The organism is Pseudomonas sp. NBRC 100443 (genome assembly GCF_030268185.1).
Classification (GTDB): Bacteria; Pseudomonadota; Gammaproteobacteria; order Pseudomonadales; family Pseudomonadaceae; genus Pseudomonas; species Pseudomonas citronellolis.
Genome location: NZ_BSQE01000022.1, coordinates 1 through 19,682 on the forward strand (window position 1 = coordinate 1; position 19,682 = coordinate 19,682).

Here is a 19,682-nt window from a genome sequence, read left to right on the forward strand (position 1 = left end):
GGCTTGAGTCAGAGGACGGCGGGAGGCAGCTTGGGCTCCTACTCGTGCTCGCAACACCGCGGACCTGCAGCTTGCCTCCCGTCGCTCTCATCTTCGATCCTATCGAAAGTCGCTGACACAAGCGGACTCTGTCCGCGATGCCCGCTCAGCCCATGGGGTGCAGCGGAAACTCCTCCAGCAGCGCCAGCCACGCCTTGGCCGCGTGGGACAGGTAGGCGTCGCGGCGCCAGATGAAGCAGATGTCCCAGCGCAGGTCCGGCTCGCTCAGCAGCACCCGCGCCACCCCCGGCCGTTCCACCTCCTGCGCCACCACCCGTGGTAGCAGCACCACGCCTTGCCCGGCGGCCACCAGCGCGCCGAGGAAGTCGGCCTGGCCGCTGCGCCCGCCCTCGCGGGGTTCGAAGCCGGCCTCGCGGCAGGCGCGCAGCAGGCGGTCATTGAGGGTGAAGCTCTGCTGGTAGAGCAGGAAGGGCGTGTCGGCCAGTTCGGCCAGGGCGATGCTTTCGCGCCCGGCCAGCGGGTGTTCGGCCGGCAGCAGGGCGTCCAGCGGCTCGTTGCAGAACGGCTGCCAGTCGAAGGCCGGGTCGTTCGGCGTGAGCGCGCCGGCCAGTTCCAGTTCGCCGGCGTGCAGCGCCTGTTCCAGGCTCTTGCTGCCGCCTTCCACCAGGTGCACCTGGATGTGCGGGTAGCGTTTGCGGTATTCGGCGAAGCGCCAGGCGAACAGGGCGTCGGCGCCCAGCAGCGGCAGGCCCAGGCGCAGTTCGCCGCGGCGCATCTGGCTGAGGTCGTCCAGTTCGATCAGCAGTTCGCGGCGCAGGCGCAGCATGTCCTCGGCGCGGCGCAGCACCACTTCGCCGGCGGCGGTCAGGCGCACGTGGGGGCCGCTGCGTTCCAGCAGTTGCACGTGCAGGCTCTGCTCCAGTTGGGCCACCTGCTTGCTGATCGCCGACTGGCTGGCGTGCAGGCGCTGCGCGGCCTGGGTGAAGCTGCCCTGGCGCACCACTTCGACGAAGCTGCGCAGTTGCTTGAATTCCATTTTGGAATGGCCTCGATTCGAACAATTCGCTTTGGGGATAGTAGCTCCGGGCTTAACCTGAGCGCCATCCACAGCACACCGCCACGCAGGCACCCGAAATGATCCGCCGCATCGCCCGACTGGGCTTCGAACTCGCCGTCCTCATCGCCTTCTGCTGGTTCGGCGGCTGGCTGGCCAAGGCCACCGGCCTGCCGCTGCCCGGCGGGGTGGTGGGGCTCGGCCTGCTGCTGGCGCTGTTCGCCAGCGGGGCGATCCGCCCGGCCCTGCTGCAGGGCGGCGCCGGGCTGCTGCTGGCGGAGATGCTGCTGTTCTTCATCCCCGCGCTGATGAGCCTGCTGGACTATGGCCCGCTGCTGCGCAGCGAGGGCTGGAAGATATTGCTGGTGATCATGTGCAGCACCCTGCTGGTGATGCTGGTCACCGCGCTGTCGGTAGAGGGCATGTACCGCTGGAGGTCGCGCCATGAGTCTCGATAAGCAAGCCCTGTTCTGGCTGGCCCTGACCCTCGGCGGCTACCTGTTCAGCCGCCAGTTGTACAAGCGCGTGCGCTGGTACGGCTTCGCGCCCATCGTGTTCGTGCCGGTGCTGCTGTTCGCCGTGGCCATCCCGCTGCACGCCCATTACGCCGACTACTCGCGCGACACCAACTGGCTGGTGGCGCTGCTCGGCCCGGCCACCGTGGCCTTCGCCGTGCCCATCTGGCAGCAGCGCGCGCTGCTGGCGCGGCACTGGCCGGCGCTGCTGGCGGGCATGTGCGCCGGCTCCGCGGTGGCCATCGGCAGTTCCTGGATGCTGGCCAACGCCCTGGCGCTGGACGGCCAGGTGGCGCTGTCGCTGGTGCCGCGTTCGATCACCACGCCGCTGGCCATGGAGATGTCCCACGACCTGGGCGGCGTGCCGGAGCTGACCGCCGCCTTCGTGATGATCACCGGGGTGTTCGGCGCCCTGGCCGGCGGCCTGCTGATGAAGCTGCTGCCGCTGCGCTCGACCCTCGCCCGCGGCGCCCTGCTGGGCGTCGGCGCCCACGGCGCGGGTACCAGCCGGGCCTACGAGTTCGGCGGCGAGGAGGGCTCCACGGCGGGGCTGCTGATGGTTCTCACCGGGCTGTTCAACCTGCTGCTGGCGCCCGCCGTCGCGCTGGTCCTGTAGGAGCGAGCCGCGCCGAGGTGCCTTTCGTAGGATGGGTTGAGTTTACGAAACCCATGCGGTCGCGGTGATGGGTATCGCTTCGCTCAACCCATCCTACGGGGTGTCGTCATTTGCCGCGTAGGATAGGACTGTCAGACCCCCGACAGTCCCGCGGCCTTCGCCTGACTAGACTGGCCCCATCGAACAACAACAACCGATGAGGACCGCCCCATGAACGCCGCCGCTCCCGCACCTTCCGTGAAAGACCAGGTCTCCGAGGCCGAATGGCAGACCCGCGTCGACCTCGCCGCCTGCTACCGGCTGATCGCCCTGTACGGCTGGGACGACCTGATCTTCACCCACATCTCGGCCAAGGTCCCGGGCACCGAGGACTTCCTCATCAACCCCTACGGCATGATGTTCCACGAGATCACCGCCTCCAGCCTGGTGAAGGTGGACCTGGCCGGCAAGAAGTTGATGGACAGCCCCTACGACATCAACCCCGCCGGCTACACCATCCACAGCGCCGTGCACGAGGTGCGCCACGACGTCGGTTGCGTGCTGCACATCCACACCCCCGCCGGCATCGCCGTGTCGGCGCAGAGGAACGGCCTGCTGCCGTTGTCGCAGCAGTCGCTGTTCGTGCTCTCCAGCCTGGCCTACCACGGCTACGAGGGCGTGGCCCTGAACCACGACGAGAAGGCCCGCCTGCAGGCCGACCTGGGCGACAAGCACTTCATGATCCTGCCCAACCACGGCCTGCTCACCGCCTTCGGCACCGTGGCCGACGCCTTCCTCGGCATGTTCACCCTGCAGCGCGCCTGCGAGGCGCAGATCATGGCGCAGAGCGGCGGCGGCGAGCTGATACGCATCCCGCAGCAGATCCTCGACGGCGCCCGGGCGATGGTCGCCGGGGTGATGAAGACCTCCCAGGGCATGGGCGGGGGCCTGGCCTGGCCGGCGCTGCTGCGCAAGCTCGACCTGCAGAACCCCGGCTACCGCGACTGATGGCCGGCATCGCCATCCCCCTGCGCGACTGGCGCGTGCAGGGGCGCACCTTCGACTTCAACGGCCACGCCATCCGCTACTGGGAGGCCGGCGCGGGCGAGCCGCTGCTGCTGATCCACGGCTTCCCCAGCGCCTCCTGGGACTGGAACAAGCTGTGGCAGCCGCTGGCCGGGCGCTACCGGGTGATCGCCTGCGACATGCTCGGCTTCGGCGATTCTGCCAAGCCGCGCAACCACGCCTACTGCATCCATGAACAGGCTGACCTGCAACAGGCGCTGCTGGAGCATCTGGCGGTGCGCGAGCCCGTGCACCTGCTGGTCCACGACTACGGCAACAGCGTCGGCCAGGAGCTGCTGGCGCGGCACCTGGAAGGACAAATCCAGCTGGCCTCGCTGGTGTTCCTCAATGGCGGGCTGTTCCCCGAGACGCACCGCCCGGTGCTCTCGCAGAAGCTGCTGCTCAGCCCGCTGGGCGGCTTCTTCGGGCGCCTCTTCGACCGTGGCAAGCTGGCCGCCAACTTCGCCAAGGTGTTCGGCCCGCGCACCCGGCCGAGCGAGGAGGAGCTGGACGCTTTCTGGAGCCTGATCGCCTGCAACGACGGGCCGAAGGTGATGCACCGGCTGATCCACTACATCCTCGACCGCCGCGAACACCGCGAGCGCTGGGTGGGCGCCATGCAGCGCACGTCCGTGCCGCTGCGGCTGATCGACGGGCCCGTGGACCCGATCTCCGGCGCGCACATGGTCGAGCGCTACCGCCAGCTGATCCCGCGGCCGGACACGGTGATGCTCGACGGCATCGGCCACTACCCGCAGACCGAGGCGCCGGAGCAGGTGCTGGCGCACTACCTGGCGTTCCGCGCGCGCCTGGCGGGGCAGGTGCAGCCGGCGGCCTGAAGGGGCCGCCGGCATCATCCCCGGACCTTATCGGGGCATATTCAGGCCCGGCGTCTTGCTTGTGACCGTCAAACGTCTGTTTGACACTCCGTAGCCATCAACCTGCCTGGGAGTACCAACCATGAGTGATGCCGTTCGTTTCGACGACAAGGTCGTGATCGTCACCGGTGCCGGCGGCGGCCTTGGCCGTGCCCACGCCCTGCTGTTCGCCAAACATGGCGCCAAGGTGGTGGTGAACGACCTGGGCGGCAGTACCCATGGCGAGGGCGCCAACGCTTCGGCCGCCGACCGCGTGGTGGCGGAGATCCGCGCCGCCGGCGGCACCGCCATCGCCAACCACGACTCGGTGACCGACGGCGAGAATATCGTGCGCGAGGCCGTGGAAGCCTTCGGCCGCGTCGACGTGGTGGTGAACAACGCCGGCATCCTGCGCGACAAGACCTTCCACAAGATGGAAGACGCCGACTGGGACCTGGTCTACAAGGTCCACGTCGAGGGCGCCTACAAGGTGACCCGCGCCGCCTGGCCGCTGATGCGCGAGCAGGGCTACGGGCGGGTGATCTTCACCGCCTCCACCTCGGGCATCTACGGCAACTTCGGGCAGAGCAACTACGGCATGGCCAAGCTCGGCCTCTACGGCCTGACCCGCACCCTGGCCCTGGAAGGCCGCAAGAACAACATCCTGGTCAACGCCATCGCCCCCACCGGCGGCACCCGCATGACCGAGGGGCTGATCCCGCCGCAGGTGTTCGAGCAGCTCAAGCCCGAGTTGGTCAGCCCGTTGGTGGTCTACCTGGGCAGCGAGGCCTGCCAGGACACCTCCGGCCTGTATGAAGTGGGCGGCGGCTGGATGGGCAAGGTGCGCTGGGAGCGCAGCCTGGGCTTCGGCTTCGACCCGCGCGAAGGCTTCGACGCCGAGGACGTGGCGGCGCACTGGCAGCAGATCAGCAGCTTCGAGAACGCCGTGCACCCGGCGGACAACGTCGAGGCCCTGCGCGAGATGATGGCCAACCTGCAGAAATACGTCGGCTGATCGCGACAGGCAGACGGGCGGAACGGCCAGGGTGCTGCTCCGCGCGCCATGACGCAGTAAGGTGGAAGGCCGGCGCAAGCCGGCCTTCGTCCTTTCCGTCAGCCTGGAGTCCAGCATGAGCGTGATCGTCGAGCACAACGGCCCGGTAACCACCCTGATCATCGACCGCCCCGAGGCGCGCAACGCGGTCGACCGGCCCACTGCCGACGCCCTGGCCGAGGCCCTGCGCGCCTTCGAGGCCGACGAGCAGGCGAAGGTGGCGGTGCTCACCGGCGCCGGCGGCACCTTCTGCGCCGGCGCGGACCTCGCCGCGGTGGCCGAGGGCAGCGAGCGGCGCAACCGCCTGGAGATGGAAGGCGACGCCCCCATGGGCCCCAGCCGCATGCACCTGAACAAGCCGCTGATCGCCGCAATCGAGGGCTACGCCGTGGCCGGCGGCCTGGAACTGGCGCTGCTGGCCGACCTGCGGGTGATGGCCGAGGACGCGGTGTGCGGGGTGTTCTGCCGGCGCTTCGGCGTGCCGCTGATCGACGGCGGCACCGTGCGCCTGCCGCGCATCATCGGCCAGGGCCGGGCGCTGGACCTGATCCTCACCGGCCGCCCGGTCGCCGCCCAGGAAGCCCTGGGCATGGGCCTGGCCAACCGCGTGGTGGCCAAGGGCGAAGCCCGCGCCGCCGCCGAGGACCTGGCCCGGCAGATCGCCGACTTCCCCCAGGCCTGCATGCTGGCGGACCGCGACAGCGTCTATGCGCAGTGGAACCAGTCGTTCGACGTGGCCATGGCGAATGAATTCCAGGGTGGGCTGATGGTGATCCTCAGTGGCGAGACCCAGGCCGGGGCGCAGCGTTTCGCGCGGGGAGAGGGACGGCATGGGAAGTTTTGAGGGACCGGGTTGCTTTTCGTAGGAGTGAGCTTGCTCGCGAATGGAGTTTCCCGGTGATTGCAGTGTTTCGGGTTGACTCCGTCCCCTCTCCCCAGCCCTCTCCCTGAAGGGAGAGGGGGCTTGTCCGTGCCGAGAGGAGGAATGGTTTCAGCCGGTAATCATTGTGCTAGCCGGCTAACGCCGAGATATCAGCATCTGCCCAACGGTCCCCTCTCCCTTCAGGGAGAGGGTTAGGGAGAGGGAAAGGCGCTTCCCTCATGCAGCGGCGTCCCAGGGAAACTCCATTCGCGAGCAAGCTCGCTTCCTACATGGCAGGACGAACCCCGTCGTAGGATGGTGTTGAGCGAAGCGATACCCATCGCCATGGCCTGATGGGTATCGCAAGCTCAACCCATCCTACGAAGAGCGCCTCAGCGCTTGATGATCACGTAAGTCTTGCGCACCGTCTCCTGGATGTCCCACACCCCCAGGCTGTTCTGCGGCAGCAGGAAGGCGTCGCCGGCCTTGAAGGCGATGGGCTCGCCGTCGTCCGGGGTGAAGGTGCCGCGGCCGCTGATGAAGTGGCAGAACTCCTGCTCGACGATCTGCCGGCGCCAGCGGCCCGGGGTGCATTCCCAGATGCCGGTGTCGACCTGGTCGGGGCGTTCCACTTCGGCCACGCGGGTGTGCGAGACCGGCTCGCCCAGCGGTACGCCGACCGGGCTGGCTTCGCCCAGGGGCGCGTTGGGGGTGTCCTTGAGGTGGGTGATCTTCATCGGGGCTCCAGTGGGTTGTCGGTGCAAAGGGGGCGGCCGGCTTCAGCCGACCTTCCAGGTCATCAGGCCTTCCATGCCGGCGGCGAGTCTTTCCGCCAGCTGCCGGCGCCAGGCCGGGGTGTTGGGGTTGGCCAGCACCTCGTCCTCGTGGACGAAGCTGCGGATGATCGCGTTGTAGCCCAGCCAGCGGCACGGCTCGGGTTCCCAGGCGCGCAGGGCGTCGGTCATGGCGCGGTCGTGGATCACCCAGTTCTGCCGGGTCTCCAGGCTGTCGTTGCCGAGGATCAGGTCGGCCAGGGTGCGCCCGCCCAGGTTGGTGGCGCCCACGCCCTCGCCGCCGTAGCCGCCGGACAGGGCGATGCCGTTGCGGCGGTCGATCAGCATGTGCGGGTGGAAGCGCCGCGACATGCCCAGGTTGCCGCCCCAGGTGTGGGTGATCTTCACGTCCTTGAGCTGCGGGAACAGCTCACCGAACAGGTAGCGGCGCAGGCCGACCTCGTCGTCGTCGAGGCTGAAATCGCTGCGCAGCTTGCCGCCGAAGCGGTAGCCGCCGCGGGCGCCGAAGGCCAGGCGGTTGTCCCGGGTACGCTGGCCGTAGGTGACCTGGCGGCTGAATTCGCTGAAGGCCTGGCCGTGCTCCAGGCCGATCTCCGCCCATACCGACTCGGGCAGCGGCTCGGTGGCCACCAGCAGGCTCTGCACCGGCAGCTGGTAGTTGCCCAGGGGCGGCAGGGCGGCGGCGTAGCCTTCCACCGCCGGCACTATCCAGTGGGCCTTCACGCTGCCCTTGTCGGTGCGCAGCAGGCCGGGCTGCCAGTGGCTGACGCGGCTCTTCTCGAACAGTTGCACGCCCAGGCGTTCCACCGCTGTGGCCAGGCCGCGGGCCAGCTTGGCCGGGTCGATGGTGGCGCAGTGCGGGGTGTAGAGCGCGCCCAGGGCGCTGGGGATGCGCAGCTGGCCGTCCAGTTCGGCCTTCGACAGCCAGCGGTAATCGTCCTCGCCCAGGCCCTCGTGGCGCAGGTCGGCCAGGTACTGGCGCAGGCGGCGTTCCTGTTCCGGGTAGCGCGCCGCGCAATAGAGCACGCCACCCTTGCGGTAGTCACAGTCGATGCCTTCGCGTTCCAGCACCCTGGCCACCTCGTCGGGGATGCCGTGCAGCAGGTCCCAGGTCTCGCGGCGGCGCGGCTCGGGCATGCGGCCCACCAGGCGGTCCTCGCCCAGCAGCGCGCCCATCAGCCAGCCGCCGTTGCGCCCGGAGGCGCCGAAGCCGGCGGTCTCGGCCTCGAGGATGGCCACCTTCAATTGCGGCGCGCGGGTCTTCAGGTAATAGGCCGTCCACAGCCCGGTATAGCCGGCGCCGACGATGGCCACGTCGACCTCCAGGGCGCCTTCCAGGGCCGGGCGGGCGATGAAGTCGTCGTCCAGTTGGTTCATCCACAGGCTGATATGGCGCCATGCCGACATAGGGGCGACTCCGGGCAGAAGGGTGATGGGGAATGTGCGCAAGCCTAGAAGCGCCGGGGCTTCCTGTCGTGCGCGCGGGTACGCGGGGAAAAGCCGGCTGACGGCAATTGTAGGAGCGGATCTCATCCGCGAAACGCGCCGGGACGCCCGGCTATCGCGGACAAGGTCCGCTCCTACGAGGTGCAGCAGAAACGCCGTCGTAGGATGGGTTGAGCGAAGCGATACCCATCACCGCGACTGCATGGGTTTCGCAAGCTCAACCCATCCTACGAAGAGCGCCTCGGCGTTACGGGTTTTCCATCCGCTTGAGGTATTCCCGCGGCGACAGCCCGGTCTGCTGGCGGAAGCAGCGGTAGAAGGCCGACAGCGAGTTGAAGCCAGCGGAGAAGGCCAGCTCGTCGATGCGCGCCGAGGTGGCCGGGCGCAACTGTTCCAGCAGGTGCTGCAGGCGCTTCTGGTTGACGTACTGGTAGAAGCTCAGGCCCATCACCTGGTTGAGCAGGTAGGAAATCTGGTTGCGCGTGTAGCCGGTGGCGCCGGCCACCTGCGACAGGTCCAGGTCCGGCGCCAGGTACGGCTGGGCCTTGTGGAAGTATTCCTCCAGGTCCGCGGCCAACTGGCTGAGCTGGCGCGGCGACAGGCCCAGGCGGCTGGCCGGCGGGCGGCTGTCGCCGGAGGCGCGTGCGGCGCCCGGGGCGTCCTCGCGGACCAGGGTGGCGTATTCGTTGATGCGCCAGATCAGCCCGTCGCGCACGCTGATGGCTTCGCTGGAGTGGAACACCGCCAGGCGCCCGCTGAGGGTGATGGCGGTGCGGTACTGGATGAAGGCCGTGTCGCCGTCGACGCGGATGCGGTCGATGTGGTCGAGGAATTCGTCCGGGCGGCTGGGCATGGTCTGGGTGACGTACTCGCGCAGGTCCGCCAGGCCCATGCGGCGGTTCTGGAAGTAGTCGTTGTATTCCACCTCGGGGTGGTAGAGCGCCAGCGCCGCGTCCAGGTCGCGGCGCTTCCAGCTGTCGTGGTAGCGCTGCACCACGTCGCGGGTGCTCGGGGTGAGGTGGCTGTCGGCCGGGGTCGGGTGGGTCGCTTGCATGGCGCACAGGATGCCGCAGAGCGGCGCGCTCGGGTAGGGGGGAGGCCCCGCTATCATCCAGGCACTGCATGATGGGCCATGCCCGGCGTCAATGGTGGCCGCCCGGGGCCGTCGCAGAGGGGGGATTCACTCTTTCGGCTGACAGTGCAAATACCTCCTTGGTGCGCTTGGTCGCGACCGGGCCGGCTGAGTAGCGTGTAGCCGCCTAGACACCGTCAGGAGTGCCGAATGACAACAAAAACAAGGCGCGTATCGTTCCAACCGAAACTGCTGGCCGCTGCTGTAGCCCTGGGTTGCGCCACCCAGGCCGGGGCCGTCTCGTTCAACATCGGGGAAATCGAGGGGCAGCTGGATTCGACGCTGTCCGTGGGGGCCAGCTGGGGGCTGCGCGACGCCGACTCGGAATACGTGGGGGCCCGCAACGGCGGCCGCGCCTCGTCGCAGACCTCCGACGACGGCCGCCTGAACTTCAAGAAGGGCGAGACCTTCTCGAAGATCTTCAAGGGCATCCACGACCTGGAGCTGAAGTACGGCGACACCGGCGTCTTCGTCCGCGGCAAGTACTGGTACGACTTCGAGCTGAAGGACGAGCACCGCGAGCTGTACGACATCAGCGACCAGGGCCGCAGCATGGGCGCGCGCTCCTCCGGCGCCGAACTGCTGGACGCCTTCATCTACCACAAGTACAGCATCGGCGACCTGCCCGGCACCGTGCGCCTGGGCAAGCAGGTGGTGAGCTGGGGCGAGAGCACCTTCATCCAGAACTCCATCAACAGCATCAACCCGGTCGACGTCGCCGCCTTCCGCCGCCCCGGCGCGGAGATCAAGGAAGGCCTGATCCCGGTGAGCATGTTCTACATGTCCCAGGGCCTGACCGACAGCCTCACCGCCGAGGGCTTCTACCAGCTGAAGTGGGAGAAGACCGTGGTGGACAACTGCGGCACCTTCTTCTCCACCACCGACGTGGCGGCCAACGGCTGCAACCGCCTGGTCTTCGCCGGCAGCGACTTCGACACCGACCCGGCCAGCGGCTACCGCTACCTGGCGCGTTCCGGCGACAACACCGCCCGCGACGGCGGCCAGTGGGGCCTGGCCCTGCGCTGGTACGCGGCGGAGCTGAACGACACCGAGTTCGGCGCCTACGTGATGAACTACCACAGCCGCAACCCGGTCTTCAGCACCATCGCCGGACAAGGCCTGGCCACCGCCAACGCCGCCACCGGCGAGGCCAGTGCGCAGTACCTGATCGAGTACCCGGAGGACATCCGCCTCTACGGCCTGAGCTTCCAGACCAACATCGGCGGCACCTCGGTGGCCGGCGAGGTCAGCTACCGGCCGAACATGCCGCTGCAGCTCAACAGCACCGACCTGACCGTGGCCGCGCTCTACCCGACCACCCTGTTCGGCAACCCCATCTATGCCAGCGGCGCCGCCACCCCCACCGCCGGCGAGGTGATCCACGGCTACGAACGCAAGCCGGTGACCCAGGCCCAGGTGACGGTGACGCAGTTCTTCGACCAGGTGCTGGCCGCCGAACGCCTGACCGTGGTCGGCGAGGTGGGCTACAACCACATCAGCGGCATCGACGACAGCGAGCTGCGCTTCGGCCGCGACTCCATCTGGGGCATCGGCGAGCTGCCCAACAACTCCCTGTGCCAGGGCCTGCTGAACACCGCCAATCCCGGCGAGTGCAACAACAAGGGCTTCTACACCAGCAGCAGCTGGGGCTACCGCGTGCGCGGCATCCTCGACTATCCCAACGTCATCGCCGGCATCAACTTCAAGCCGAACCTGGCCTGGTCCCACGACGTGCACGGCTACGGCCCGAACTTCAGCGAAGGCGCCAAGGCAGTCAGCGTCGGCCTGGATGCGGACTACCAGAACACCTATACCGCCAGCATCAGCTATACCGATTTCTTCGGTGGCGATTACAACCCGATCAACGATCGCGACTTCATCGCCGTCAGCTTCGGTGTGAACTTCTGATCGGTCAGTCAAGGACAGGAAAGATGAACAAGATACGAATCCTGCAATGCGGCGCCCTGGCCCTGAGCCTGCTCTCCGGCGCCGTGATGGCGGCGGTGTCCGCGGACGAGGCGGCCAAGCTCGGCACCAGCCTCACGCCCATGGGCGCGCAGAAGGAAGGCAACGCCGACGGCAGCATCCCGGCCTGGACCGGCGGCATCGACAAGAGCGCCGGCAGCGAGGACGCCCGCGGCTTCCTCAGCGACCCCTTCGCCGGCGAGAAGCCGCTGTTCACCATCACCGCGCAGAACGTCGACCAGTACCGGGACAAGCTCACCGACGGCCAGGTGGCGCTGTTCAAGCGCTACCCGGACACCTACCGCATCCCGGTGTACAAGACCCACCGCACCTTCTCGCAGCCGGCGGAGATCTACCAGGCGGTCAAGACCAGCGCGGTGAACGTGCAGCCGATCAACGACGGCAACGGCCTGGCCAACTTCGACAAGAGCCGCTACTACGCCTTCCCGCTGCCGAAGAACGGCGTCGAGGTGCTGTGGAACCACATCACCCGCTACCGCGGCGGCAACCTGGCGCGCACCGTGGTCCAGGTCACCCCGCAGACCAACGGCAGTTACACGCCGATCCGCTTCGAGGAGACCGTGGCCTTCCCGCAGAACATGGGCGACGTGGACCTCGCCAAGGTCAGTAACATCCTGCTGTACTTCAAGCAGTCGGTAACGGCGCCGGCGCGCCTGGCCGGTAACGTGCTGCTGGTGCACGAGACCCTCGACCAGGTCAGGGAGCCGCGCCTGGCGTGGATCTACAACGCCGGCCAACGCCGCGTGCGGCGCGCCCCGCAGGTGGCCTACGACGGCCCCGGCACCGCCGCCGACGGCCTGCGCACCTCGGACAACTTCGACATGTTCTCCGGCGCGCCGGACCGTTACGACTGGAAACTGGTGGGCAAGAAGGAGCTGTACATCCCCTACAACAGCTACAAGCTGGGCCTGCCGACCTACAAGTACGACGACATCGTCAAGGCCGGCCACCTCAACCAGGACCTGACGCGCTACGAGCTGCACCGCGTGTGGGAAGTGGTGGGCACCGTGAAGCCGGGCGAGCGGCACATCTACGCCAAGCGCCACATGTACATCGACGAGGACAGCTGGCAGATCGCCGAAGTCGACCACTACGACGGCCGCGGCCAGCTGTGGCGCGTTTCCGAAGGCCACCAGATGTTCAACTACGTACACCAGGCCGGCGGCTACGTGCCGGAGGTGATCTACGACGTGATCGCCGGCCGCTACCTGGCCCTGGGCCTGTTCAACGAAGAGAAGAGCGGCTACCGCTTCGGCATCAAGGCCAGCATGGCCGACTACACCCCGGCGGCGCTGCGCAACGAAGGCGTGCGCTGAGCCGGGCCATGGCCGGCGGCGGGGGTTGCCGCCGGCCATGTACCTTCCTGTAATGCCAAAGGGTGATATGTCGCTACATACATCCGGCTGATAGCCCTTCCCTGGGGCCCGACTGCTGACTAGTCTCGAACGTCAGAATCGGTCGGACCCCGCCCATGATCGACGCTGTCGCCACCCTCGCTTCGCTGCCCCGCCTGCCACCGCAGCATCTGCCGCGCGCACGCCTGCGCCAGGCCCTGCTGCACGAGGAACACCGCCTGCGCCTGCTGCTCGCGCCCCTGGGGCACGGCAAGACCGTGCTGCTGGGCGAGTGCGCGCGCGCCGCCCCGGCGGGCACCCGCATCGCCTGGCTGGCGCTGGGCGGCGAGGCCCTCGACGCCGCGGCCCTGTGCCGGCGCCTGGGCGAGGCCCTGGGCCTGGGGCCGGTCGGCGAGGTCGAAGTGCTCGGCCGCCTGCGCGACTGTAGCGAGCCGCTGTGGATCATGCTCGACGACTACCCCCGCGAACCCGATGCCGCGCTGGACGCCTGCCTCGACCGTCTGCTCGCCCAGGCTTCGCCCTGGGTGTCCTGGTGGCTGGCCAGCCGGCGGCGCCCGGCGTGCAACCTGGCGCGCCTGCTGCTGGAGGGCGAACTGCTGGAGCTGGGCGCGGCGGAACTGGGCTTCGACGCCGCCGAACTGGAAGCCTTCCTGCTGCGCAACGGCCGCGACTGGCCGGAGGAACTGCGCCTGGCGCTGCTGGAGCAGACCGACGGCTGGTGCGCCGGCATCCGCCTGCGCCTGCTCGGCTGGCCGGCCGAGGCGGGCACGCCTTCGCCCGGGCAACTGGCCGAGGCCGGCCGGCCGCTGCTGCGCGAATACCTGCAGCGGGAAATCCTCGACGCCCTGCCGGCGCCGCTGGCGGAGGTGCTCTGCGACCTGGCGCGGCTCACCCGCTGCTGCACCTCCCTGGCCGAATACCTCTTCGAGGAGCAGCCCGGCGTTCTCGAAGCCCTGCTCGAACGCGGCGTCGGCCTGCAGCGCGAGGAGGGCGCCGGCGCCTGGTACCGCCTGCCGCCGCTGCTGGCCGACGAACTCGCCGACATGGGCCACGGCTCGCCCTACAGCCTGCACCGCCGGGCCTGCCAGTGGTACAGCCAGCAGGGCGACATCCACGCCGCCTTCGAACACTCGCTGCGCGCCGAGCAGCCCGACGTCGCCGCCAGCCTGCTGCAGCGCCTGACCGAAGAACAACTGCTGCAAGGCCACAACGTGGCGCGGGTGCTGCGCTTGCGCGAGGAACTGCCGCAAGAGCTGCTGGCGAGCACGCCGCGGCTGTTGATCCTCAATGCCTGGGCGCTGCTCTTCGGCGGGCGCCTGGACGAAGTCGAGGCGCAGCTGGCGGCCTTCTCGCGCTTCCTGCCGCTGCCCGGCGAGGCGCGCCAGCGGGCACTGGTGGCACAGTGGCTGGGCCTGGCCGGCATGCTCGCCCACGCCCGTGGCCGCCGCGAGGCCGCGCCGCTGCTGCAGGCCGCCCTGGACGACCTGCCGGACGAAGCCTGGGCGCAGCGCCTGATCAGCCTGTCCGCGCTCAGCCAATTGGCGCTGATCGACGGCCGCCTGGACGAGGCCCGCCTGCTCAACCGCGATGCCCTGAAGCTGGCCCGCGCCCGCGGCAGCGCCATCTTCGAGGCCTACCTGGAGATCGACCACGCCTACCTGCTGGCCCAGCGCGGCGAGCTGCCGCGCGCCGAAGCCCTGCTGCGGCGCATGCTCGACACCCTGGCCGAACGGCACCAGAGCGGCTGCCCGGTGGCCTGCCGCGCGCAGTTGCGCCTGGGCTGGGTGTGCTACCACCAGGGCCGCCCGGCCGAGGCGCGCCAGCTGATGCAGGATGGCCTGCGCGGCGCGCAGCGCAACCTCGACCCCTGCGCCCTGTACGGCTACATCGGCCTGGCGATGCTGGATGCGCGCCAGGGCCAGTTCGACGTGGCGTTCAACCGCCTGCTCGAAGCCGAGCGGCAGATGCAACTGCAGCACATCCCCGAAGCGGTCTACCGCGGCCCGCTGCTGCTGGCCGGCGGCACCCTCGGCCTGCGCCAGGGGCGGACCGCCCAGGCCCGGGAGATCTTCACCCGGGTGCTGAGCCGCTACCGCGAGGAAGGCCGCAGCGCGCCGGCCTCGGCGGTCGACCTGCTGCTGCGGGTGGAATGCCAGCTGGCCATGGCGGATATCCAGGACGGCCAGGCGCAACGGGCGCTGGAGCGCTTGTCGAACCTGCTGGCGGAAATGCAGCGGCAGGGGCGCATGGCCCTGGTCTGCGAGGTCCTGCTGGGGCTGGCGCTGGCCCATGCCGCCGCCGGCGCCGACGAACAGGCCCGCGACTGCTGGCAGGAAGGCCTGGAACTGGCCCGCCGCCACGGCCTGGAAGCGATACTGGAAGATGCCCGCCAGCGCCTGCCGGAACGCTTGGCCGAACAGGCCGGCGAACGCCCGGCGCCGCTGCTCAGCCTGCGCGAACTGTCGGTGCTGGAACTGATCGCCCGCGGCTGCTCCAACCTGGAGATCGGCGAGCGCCTGTTCATCTCCCTGCACACCGTGAAAACCCACGCCCGGCGCATCAACGGCAAGCTCGGCGTCGAACGCCGCACCCAGGCCGTGGCCCGGGCCAAGGAGCTGGGGCTGCTCAAAGCCTGATGCCCTGGAGGCCCTTGCCGGCTGAGCCGAGGTGCTTTTCGTAGGATGGGTTGAGCTTGAGCTTGCGAAACCCATGCGGTTGCTCTGATGGGTATCGCTTCGCTCAACGCCATCCTACGGGGCGTCGTGTATGCCGGAGGGTAGGGGTGTGGGCTCAGGCGTGTTTTCGTAGGATGGGTGGAGCGAAGCGATACCCATCGCGCTGGTACGCCCAAATGTCGTAGGGCGAATAACGCGAAGCGTTATCCGCCGTTATCTCGGGCTAGAGGTCGAGGGAGCCCGGCAGACCGTGGCTCAACGCCTGCCTGCCGAAAACCTTGTTGGCGAGCAGCGCGGCGTTGATGGCCTCGGCCACGGTGGCCAGTTCGATTTCTTCCGGGGCGATGCGCATGATGCTGCTGCTGGAAAGGAACTTGAGTATGTCGGCCAGGTGCCAGATGAGCGTCGAGCCGCCATGGGCCGGGACCGGGAAAGTGCCCTGGTACTTGTTCCTAAGCTTGAGCATGTATTGCCGGGAAACGCTGAGCTTGCTGGCGACATCGCTCAGGCCCACGTAATCGGGGGAGACCTCCACCAGCGAGGCGCCCGGGATGGCCCGCTGCACATCCTTGATGGCGGAAACGATGGCGACTTCTGCGCTGCTCGCTTCACGGATGAAGTCCAGGCCGAGCAGGCCTGGGATGCCCGTGCCCACGAGCGCGTCGGTGCAGCCTTCGGCCCCCAGGCGCTCGACGATCTCGTCGAACTGCTCGTCGGTCTGTGCGTCGATCTTGAACTTGAGGGTGAATTCGAAATCCATCGCTTCAGGTCTCGGAAGAATCTGTTGCCGATTCGGCCTCTTTCGCTGTTTCCGTCATCCCGCCGCTGCAGTTGTCCACCACCCGGCGGACCTGCCTGGCATGGTTGCTGGGGTTTTTGGGCGTGCTCCAGATGCTCGTCGTGCAGTGAATGCCGCAGCGGCAATCGTTGGAGTTGAAGGGGCAGCGCAACTTGCCCCAGGCATGGCCGCCGCCCTCGATGATCGTCCAGCCTGCGCTTTCCGCATATTGCAGCGCCTTTTCCACTTCCTTGTCGGGATGCTTCTTGCGAGGCATTGGCTTCTCCAGCCTAGGAAAGAACATGTGGGTTGTCAACTGACAACCTTTTCGGGCGCTCGTTTTCTCAATGCAACGCCTTCTTCTGCACCGCGATCGCCTCGATGCGCTGGCCCAGGCGCAGTTGCTCGGCCGGGTCGTCGCTGAGCAGCAGGGCGCGCTCCAGGTCGTAGCGTTCGGCCTGGGGGCATTCCAGCTGGTGGTAGAGGTCGGCGCGGGCCAGGTGGTCGGCGGCGCTGGCGGCGCCCAGTTCCAGTACGCGCTGGGCGTCCTTCAGGGCCGCCAGGTGGTCGCCGGCGGCCTGGTGCAGCTGGCGCAGGTTGCGCGACAGGCGCTGGAGCATTTCGCGCGGCTCGGCGCTGCGCAGGAAGGCGGCGCTCAGCTCCACGTTCGGGCCCAGGTGGCGGGCCAGCAGGTCGCGGCAGTCGCGGGGGTAGAGACGGCGGCCGGTGGCGGGGTCGAGCAGGTGGTCGGCGCCGGGCACGCGCAGCAGGAAGCGCGCGGGGAAGTTCACCCCCTGCAGGGCGATGCCCTGGCGGCGCGCCAGTTCCAGGGCGATCAGCGCCAGCGACAACGGTTGCCCGCGGCGGCGCTGCAGCACCTGGGGCAGCAGGGCGGCGCGGGCCAGCAGGGGCACGTCGTCGTCCTCGGCGAAGCCCAGCTCGTTCAGCCGGCGCAGCAGCAGCTGGGCCCGTTCGATGTCGCCGGCGGCCACGGGCAGCGTCGCCTGCAGTTGCCGCTGCAGGTCGTCGAGCACGCGCAGGGCCTGCTCGGGCGGCAGATGCGGCTCGTGCTCGGCGGCTATCCACAGGGCCGCCTCGAACAGCGCTGGTGGCTCCTGGGCTAGGCAGGCGAGGCAGGCTTGGCGCGGGTCCATGGCGTTCTCCGGCTGATACTGCGTTTTACCCGCAGCGCCGGGGCGTCGTCCAGAGCCGCCGCGGCTGGTCGTCGGCGCCGCCGCTGGCCCGCGGCGCCTCTGCCTATACTGAAGGGGCCGGCCGCGGCAGGCGCCGCCGGCCGATCCTCACGCGCCAGCAAGGGAGCGCCGCCATGTTCGACATGATGGAAGCCACCCGGCTAGAGAAACTGCACCTCGCCTACGACCCGGCCACCGGGCTGCGGGCCGTCATCGCCATCCACAGCACCCGCCTGGGCCCGGCCCTGGGCGGCTGCCGCTACCTGCCTTATCCCAACGACGAGGCGGCCCTGCGCGACGCCGCGCGCCTGGCCCAGGGCATGAGCTACAAGGCCGCCCTGGCCGGCCTGCGCCAGGGCGGCGGCAAGGCGGTGATCCTGCGCGCGCCCCATGTGGACAACCGCGGCGCGCTGTTCGAGGCCTTCGGCCGCTTCATCGAAAGCCTCGGCGGGGCCTACGTCACCGCGGTGGACAGCGGCACCTCCAGCGCCGACATGGACTGCATCGCCCAGCACACCGACCACGTCACCAGCACCACCCGCGGCGGCGATCCCTCGCCGCACACGGCATTGGGCGTGTTCGCCGGCATCCGCGCCAGCGCCCAGGCGCGCCTGGGCAGCGACGACCTGGAAGACCTGCGCATCGCCGTGCAGGGGCTGGGCCACGTGGGCTACGCCCTGTGCGAACACCTGCACGCCGCCGGCGCGGAGCTGCTGGTCAGCGACCTGGACCCGGGCAAGGTGCAACTGGCCGTCGACCAGTTCGGCGCCCAGCCCATCGCCAACGAGGCGTTGCTGACTACCCCCTGCGACATCCTCGCGCCCTGCGGCCTGGGCGGGGTGCTCAGCTCGCCGGTGGTGGCGCAGCTGCGCTGCGCGGTGGTGGCCGGCGCGGCGAACAACCAGTTGGCGCACCCGGACGTGGCCGACGAGCTGGAAGCCCGCGGCATCCTCTATGCGCCGGACTACGTGATCAATTCCGGCGGGCTGATCTACGTCGCCCTGCAGCACCAGGGCCAGGAGCTGCCGGCGATCACCGCGCACCTGGCGCAGATCGGCAACCGCCTCACCGAGGTGTTCGCCCACGCCCAGGCCGACCACCGCTCGCCGGCGCGGGTGGCCGACATGCTTGCAGAGCGGATTCTCTATGGACATGGGGGATGACAGGCTGCAGCGGGGGCTATTGGGTCGCGAATGGAGTTTCCCTGGGACGCTGCTGCATGAGGGAAGCGCCTTTCCCTCTCCCTAACCCTCTCCCTGAAGGGAGAGGGGACCGTTGGGCAGATGTTGATGTTTCGGCGTTAGCCGGCTAGCACAGAAATTACCGGCTGAAACCATTCCTCCTCTCGGCACGGACAAGCCCCCTCTCCCTTCAGGGAGAGGGCTGGGGAGAGGGTGCGGAGTCACCCCGAAACACCATAGCTGCCGGAAGGCGCCATTCCTCTTATTCCCCTTCTGCAAACAACTCGCCGAGGGCGTCGGGCTGGTTCTTGAAGGCGCGGGCGAAGGTGTCGCGGTGGCGGGCCATGAAGATGCCCACTTCCTCCACCTGCTCCTCGTTCAGCGAGGGCACCGCCTTGTGCAGGACGGCGGCGAGGTTCTCCGCCAGTTCGAGCATCTTGTCGTGCCGGTCGGCTTCTGCCTTATCCATGAACAGGCGCTCCGGATCGCGGCTGCTGCGGTACACCACTTCGACGGCCATTCATCACCTCGTATGCCTTCTTGCTGTCTGGGGGGAACATGTACTGTTTATTTATACAGTGAAGCATAAGGCAATCGCCCGGCCCCTGGGAAGAGGGAAATCGCAGAAGGCCAGTATGGCCGGCGAACCGCTTCGGGGCACGCGGGGCCATGGCAGGGCATGCGACAAGTTGGCGCGGGGCTGGTGGATGGCGCGCGGCGGCGGCGCCCGGCAGACTGGCCGGGCGCGCGGGGGGAAGGCTCAGGAGGCGATGCGCAGGGCGCGGCCGGCGGTCATGTCCGCCAGCAGGCGCGGGGCGCTGTCGCCCTGCTCGATGGCGATGCCAAAGCGGATGCTCTGGATCAGGCGTTGCAGCTGTTCGGCGTCCTGCAGTTGGGCGTTGCGGATGAGCCGCTTGGCCGCCACGCCGGCTTCGGTGGAAAGCGTCAGCACGATGCTGCCGTCCGGCCGTTCGAGGCTGAAATTGACCCGGAACTGGGCCTGGAATGCATCGGTGAGTACCTGGAAGGGGCTTTCCATCTTCGATCCTGCCTGCGTGGTGGCGTGACCCTTCATGGACTGGAAGGCGTCAGCAAAGTTCGCATTCATATTGCCGCAGCCTCGGCAGGCTATTGCTGCCC

Annotated in this window: 19 protein-coding genes; 10 read left to right on the forward strand and 9 right to left on the reverse strand. The window is 68.7% G+C overall.

The genetic code is table 11. The features are described from left to right. Window positions 1-145: 145 nt before the first annotated feature. Window positions 146-1,036, reverse strand: a complete 891-nt coding sequence (locus tag QSJ95_RS24850; RefSeq protein WP_285645968.1) for a LysR family transcriptional regulator — start codon at window positions 1,034-1,036, stop codon at window positions 146-148. 98 nt (window positions 1,037-1,134) lie between these two features. On the opposite strand from QSJ95_RS24850, the gene QSJ95_RS24855 reads away from it, so the two are divergent. The 6 genes from QSJ95_RS24855 to QSJ95_RS24880 all read left to right on the forward strand — a co-directional run bounded on the left by QSJ95_RS24855 (window position 1,135) and on the right by QSJ95_RS24880 (window position 5,984). Beyond that, complete coding sequence (locus QSJ95_RS24855; protein ID WP_285645970.1) at window positions 1,135-1,512, forward strand: CidA/LrgA family protein; 378 nt, start codon at window positions 1,135-1,137, stop codon at window positions 1,510-1,512. Beyond that, window positions 1,499-2,185: an LrgB family protein gene (locus QSJ95_RS24860; RefSeq protein ID WP_285645972.1), complete on the forward strand. Its 687-nt coding sequence runs from the start codon at window positions 1,499-1,501 to the stop codon at window positions 2,183-2,185. The genes QSJ95_RS24855 and QSJ95_RS24860 overlap by 14 nt, the downstream gene beginning before the upstream one ends. A gap of 210 nt (window positions 2,186-2,395) precedes the next feature. Next, window positions 2,396-3,172, forward strand: a complete 777-nt coding sequence (locus tag QSJ95_RS24865) for a class II aldolase/adducin family protein (protein ID WP_285645974.1) — start codon at window positions 2,396-2,398, stop codon at window positions 3,170-3,172. After that, window positions 3,172-4,068, forward strand: a complete 897-nt coding sequence (locus QSJ95_RS24870; protein ID WP_285645976.1) for an alpha/beta fold hydrolase — start codon at window positions 3,172-3,174, stop codon at window positions 4,066-4,068. The genes QSJ95_RS24865 and QSJ95_RS24870 overlap by 1 nt, the downstream gene beginning before the upstream one ends. A 121-nt stretch (window positions 4,069-4,189) precedes the next feature. After that, on the forward strand, window positions 4,190-5,101 hold the full coding sequence (locus QSJ95_RS24875; RefSeq protein ID WP_285645978.1) for an SDR family oxidoreductase: 912 nt from the start codon (window positions 4,190-4,192) through the stop codon (window positions 5,099-5,101). A 115-nt stretch (window positions 5,102-5,216) separates the two neighbouring features. Then, window positions 5,217-5,984, forward strand: a complete 768-nt coding sequence (locus QSJ95_RS24880) for a crotonase/enoyl-CoA hydratase family protein (RefSeq protein WP_285645980.1) — start codon at window positions 5,217-5,219, stop codon at window positions 5,982-5,984. A gap of 410 nt (window positions 5,985-6,394) precedes the next feature. On the opposite strand, the gene QSJ95_RS24885 is transcribed toward QSJ95_RS24880, so the two are convergent. From QSJ95_RS24885 to QSJ95_RS24895, 3 genes are all read right to left on the reverse strand, one after another. Beyond that, window positions 6,395-6,739: a cupin domain-containing protein gene (locus QSJ95_RS24885; protein WP_285645982.1), complete on the reverse strand. Its 345-nt coding sequence runs from the start codon at window positions 6,737-6,739 to the stop codon at window positions 6,395-6,397. 42 nt (window positions 6,740-6,781) lie between these two features. Further along, window positions 6,782-8,203 carry an NAD(P)/FAD-dependent oxidoreductase gene (locus QSJ95_RS24890; RefSeq protein ID WP_285645984.1) on the reverse strand — a complete coding sequence of 474 codons (1,422 nt, stop codon included), beginning with the start codon at window positions 8,201-8,203 and terminating at the stop codon, window positions 6,782-6,784. A 286-nt stretch (window positions 8,204-8,489) separates the two neighbouring features. Then, on the reverse strand, window positions 8,490-9,296 hold the full coding sequence (locus QSJ95_RS24895) for an AraC family transcriptional regulator (RefSeq protein ID WP_043273144.1): 807 nt from the start codon (window positions 9,294-9,296) through the stop codon (window positions 8,490-8,492). A 228-nt stretch (window positions 9,297-9,524) separates the two neighbouring features. On the opposite strand from QSJ95_RS24895, the gene QSJ95_RS24900 reads away from it, so the two are divergent. From QSJ95_RS24900 to QSJ95_RS24910, 3 genes are all read left to right on the forward strand, one after another. Then, window positions 9,525-11,282 carry a DUF1302 domain-containing protein gene (locus QSJ95_RS24900; protein ID WP_269962431.1) on the forward strand — a complete coding sequence of 586 codons (1,758 nt, stop codon included), beginning with the start codon at window positions 9,525-9,527 and terminating at the stop codon, window positions 11,280-11,282. 23 nt (window positions 11,283-11,305) lie between these two features. Further along, window positions 11,306-12,676: a DUF1329 domain-containing protein gene (locus tag QSJ95_RS24905; RefSeq protein WP_009616060.1), complete on the forward strand. Its 1,371-nt coding sequence runs from the start codon at window positions 11,306-11,308 to the stop codon at window positions 12,674-12,676. A gap of 155 nt (window positions 12,677-12,831) precedes the next feature. Next, window positions 12,832-15,351: a LuxR C-terminal-related transcriptional regulator gene (locus QSJ95_RS24910; RefSeq protein WP_285645988.1), complete on the forward strand. Its 2,520-nt coding sequence runs from the start codon at window positions 12,832-12,834 to the stop codon at window positions 15,349-15,351. A 262-nt stretch (window positions 15,352-15,613) separates the two neighbouring features. Here QSJ95_RS24910 and QSJ95_RS24915 read toward each other — a convergent pair whose 3' ends face one another. The 3 genes from QSJ95_RS24915 to QSJ95_RS24925 form a co-directional block, all read right to left on the reverse strand. Next, window positions 15,614-16,150 carry a helix-turn-helix transcriptional regulator gene (locus QSJ95_RS24915; protein ID WP_043273136.1) on the reverse strand — a complete coding sequence of 179 codons (537 nt, stop codon included), beginning with the start codon at window positions 16,148-16,150 and terminating at the stop codon, window positions 15,614-15,616. Between the two features lie 4 nt (window positions 16,151-16,154). After that, window positions 16,155-16,445, reverse strand: coding sequence for a hypothetical protein (locus QSJ95_RS24920; protein ID WP_285645992.1), 291 nt, complete (start codon window positions 16,443-16,445; stop codon window positions 16,155-16,157). Window positions 16,446-16,512: 67 nt separating this feature from the next. After that, window positions 16,513-17,322, reverse strand: coding sequence for a SirB1 family protein (locus QSJ95_RS24925; RefSeq protein ID WP_285645994.1), 810 nt, complete (start codon window positions 17,320-17,322; stop codon window positions 16,513-16,515). Between the two features lie 173 nt (window positions 17,323-17,495). Here QSJ95_RS24925 and QSJ95_RS24930 point away from each other — a divergent pair, with 173 nt between their 5' ends. Next, entirely contained in the window at window positions 17,496-18,524 is a 1,029-nt protein-coding gene (locus QSJ95_RS24930) for a Glu/Leu/Phe/Val dehydrogenase family protein (RefSeq protein WP_043273133.1), read from the forward strand. A gap of 280 nt (window positions 18,525-18,804) precedes the next feature. Here the strand turns inward: QSJ95_RS24930 and QSJ95_RS24935 are convergent, their stop codons facing one another. Both QSJ95_RS24935 and QSJ95_RS24940 read right to left on the reverse strand, forming a co-directional pair. After that, window positions 18,805-19,062, reverse strand: a complete 258-nt coding sequence (locus QSJ95_RS24935; protein WP_009616064.1) for a YebG family protein — start codon at window positions 19,060-19,062, stop codon at window positions 18,805-18,807. Between the two features lie 240 nt (window positions 19,063-19,302). Then, window positions 19,303-19,581: a DUF3509 domain-containing protein gene (locus QSJ95_RS24940; RefSeq protein WP_024128466.1), complete on the reverse strand. Its 279-nt coding sequence runs from the start codon at window positions 19,579-19,581 to the stop codon at window positions 19,303-19,305. Between the last annotated feature and the right edge of the window lie 101 nt (window positions 19,582-19,682).

Excerpts from the sequence above, each read along its gene's own strand:
- QSJ95_RS24850 (WP_285645968.1), bottom strand. The coding sequence starts at position 1,036 with ATGGAATTCAAGCAACTGCGCAGCTTCGTCGAAGTGGTGCGCCAGGGC.
- QSJ95_RS24855 (WP_285645970.1), top strand. The coding sequence starts at position 1,135 with ATGATCCGCCGCATCGCCCGACTGGGCTTCGAACTCGCCGTCCTCATC.
- QSJ95_RS24860 (WP_285645972.1), top strand. The coding sequence starts at position 1,499 with ATGAGTCTCGATAAGCAAGCCCTGTTCTGGCTGGCCCTGACCCTCGGC.
- QSJ95_RS24865 (WP_285645974.1), top strand. The coding sequence starts at position 2,396 with ATGAACGCCGCCGCTCCCGCACCTTCCGTGAAAGACCAGGTCTCCGAG.
- QSJ95_RS24870 (WP_285645976.1), top strand. The coding sequence starts at position 3,172 with ATGGCCGGCATCGCCATCCCCCTGCGCGACTGGCGCGTGCAGGGGCGC.
- QSJ95_RS24875 (WP_285645978.1), top strand. The coding sequence starts at position 4,190 with ATGAGTGATGCCGTTCGTTTCGACGACAAGGTCGTGATCGTCACCGGT.
- QSJ95_RS24880 (WP_285645980.1), top strand. The coding sequence starts at position 5,217 with ATGAGCGTGATCGTCGAGCACAACGGCCCGGTAACCACCCTGATCATC.
- QSJ95_RS24885 (WP_285645982.1), bottom strand. The coding sequence starts at position 6,739 with ATGAAGATCACCCACCTCAAGGACACCCCCAACGCGCCCCTGGGCGAA.
- QSJ95_RS24890 (WP_285645984.1), bottom strand. The coding sequence starts at position 8,203 with ATGTCGGCATGGCGCCATATCAGCCTGTGGATGAACCAACTGGACGAC.
- QSJ95_RS24895 (WP_043273144.1), bottom strand. The coding sequence starts at position 9,296 with ATGCAAGCGACCCACCCGACCCCGGCCGACAGCCACCTCACCCCGAGC.
- QSJ95_RS24900 (WP_269962431.1), top strand. The coding sequence starts at position 9,525 with ATGACAACAAAAACAAGGCGCGTATCGTTCCAACCGAAACTGCTGGCC.
- QSJ95_RS24905 (WP_009616060.1), top strand. The coding sequence starts at position 11,306 with ATGAACAAGATACGAATCCTGCAATGCGGCGCCCTGGCCCTGAGCCTG.
- QSJ95_RS24910 (WP_285645988.1), top strand. The coding sequence starts at position 12,832 with ATGATCGACGCTGTCGCCACCCTCGCTTCGCTGCCCCGCCTGCCACCG.
- QSJ95_RS24915 (WP_043273136.1), bottom strand. The coding sequence starts at position 16,150 with ATGGATTTCGAATTCACCCTCAAGTTCAAGATCGACGCACAGACCGAC.
- QSJ95_RS24920 (WP_285645992.1), bottom strand. The coding sequence starts at position 16,445 with ATGCCTCGCAAGAAGCATCCCGACAAGGAAGTGGAAAAGGCGCTGCAA.
- QSJ95_RS24925 (WP_285645994.1), bottom strand. The coding sequence starts at position 17,322 with ATGGACCCGCGCCAAGCCTGCCTCGCCTGCCTAGCCCAGGAGCCACCA.
- QSJ95_RS24930 (WP_043273133.1), top strand. The coding sequence starts at position 17,496 with ATGTTCGACATGATGGAAGCCACCCGGCTAGAGAAACTGCACCTCGCC.
- QSJ95_RS24935 (WP_009616064.1), bottom strand. The coding sequence starts at position 19,062 with ATGGCCGTCGAAGTGGTGTACCGCAGCAGCCGCGATCCGGAGCGCCTG.
- QSJ95_RS24940 (WP_024128466.1), bottom strand. The coding sequence starts at position 19,581 with ATGGAAAGCCCCTTCCAGGTACTCACCGATGCATTCCAGGCCCAGTTC.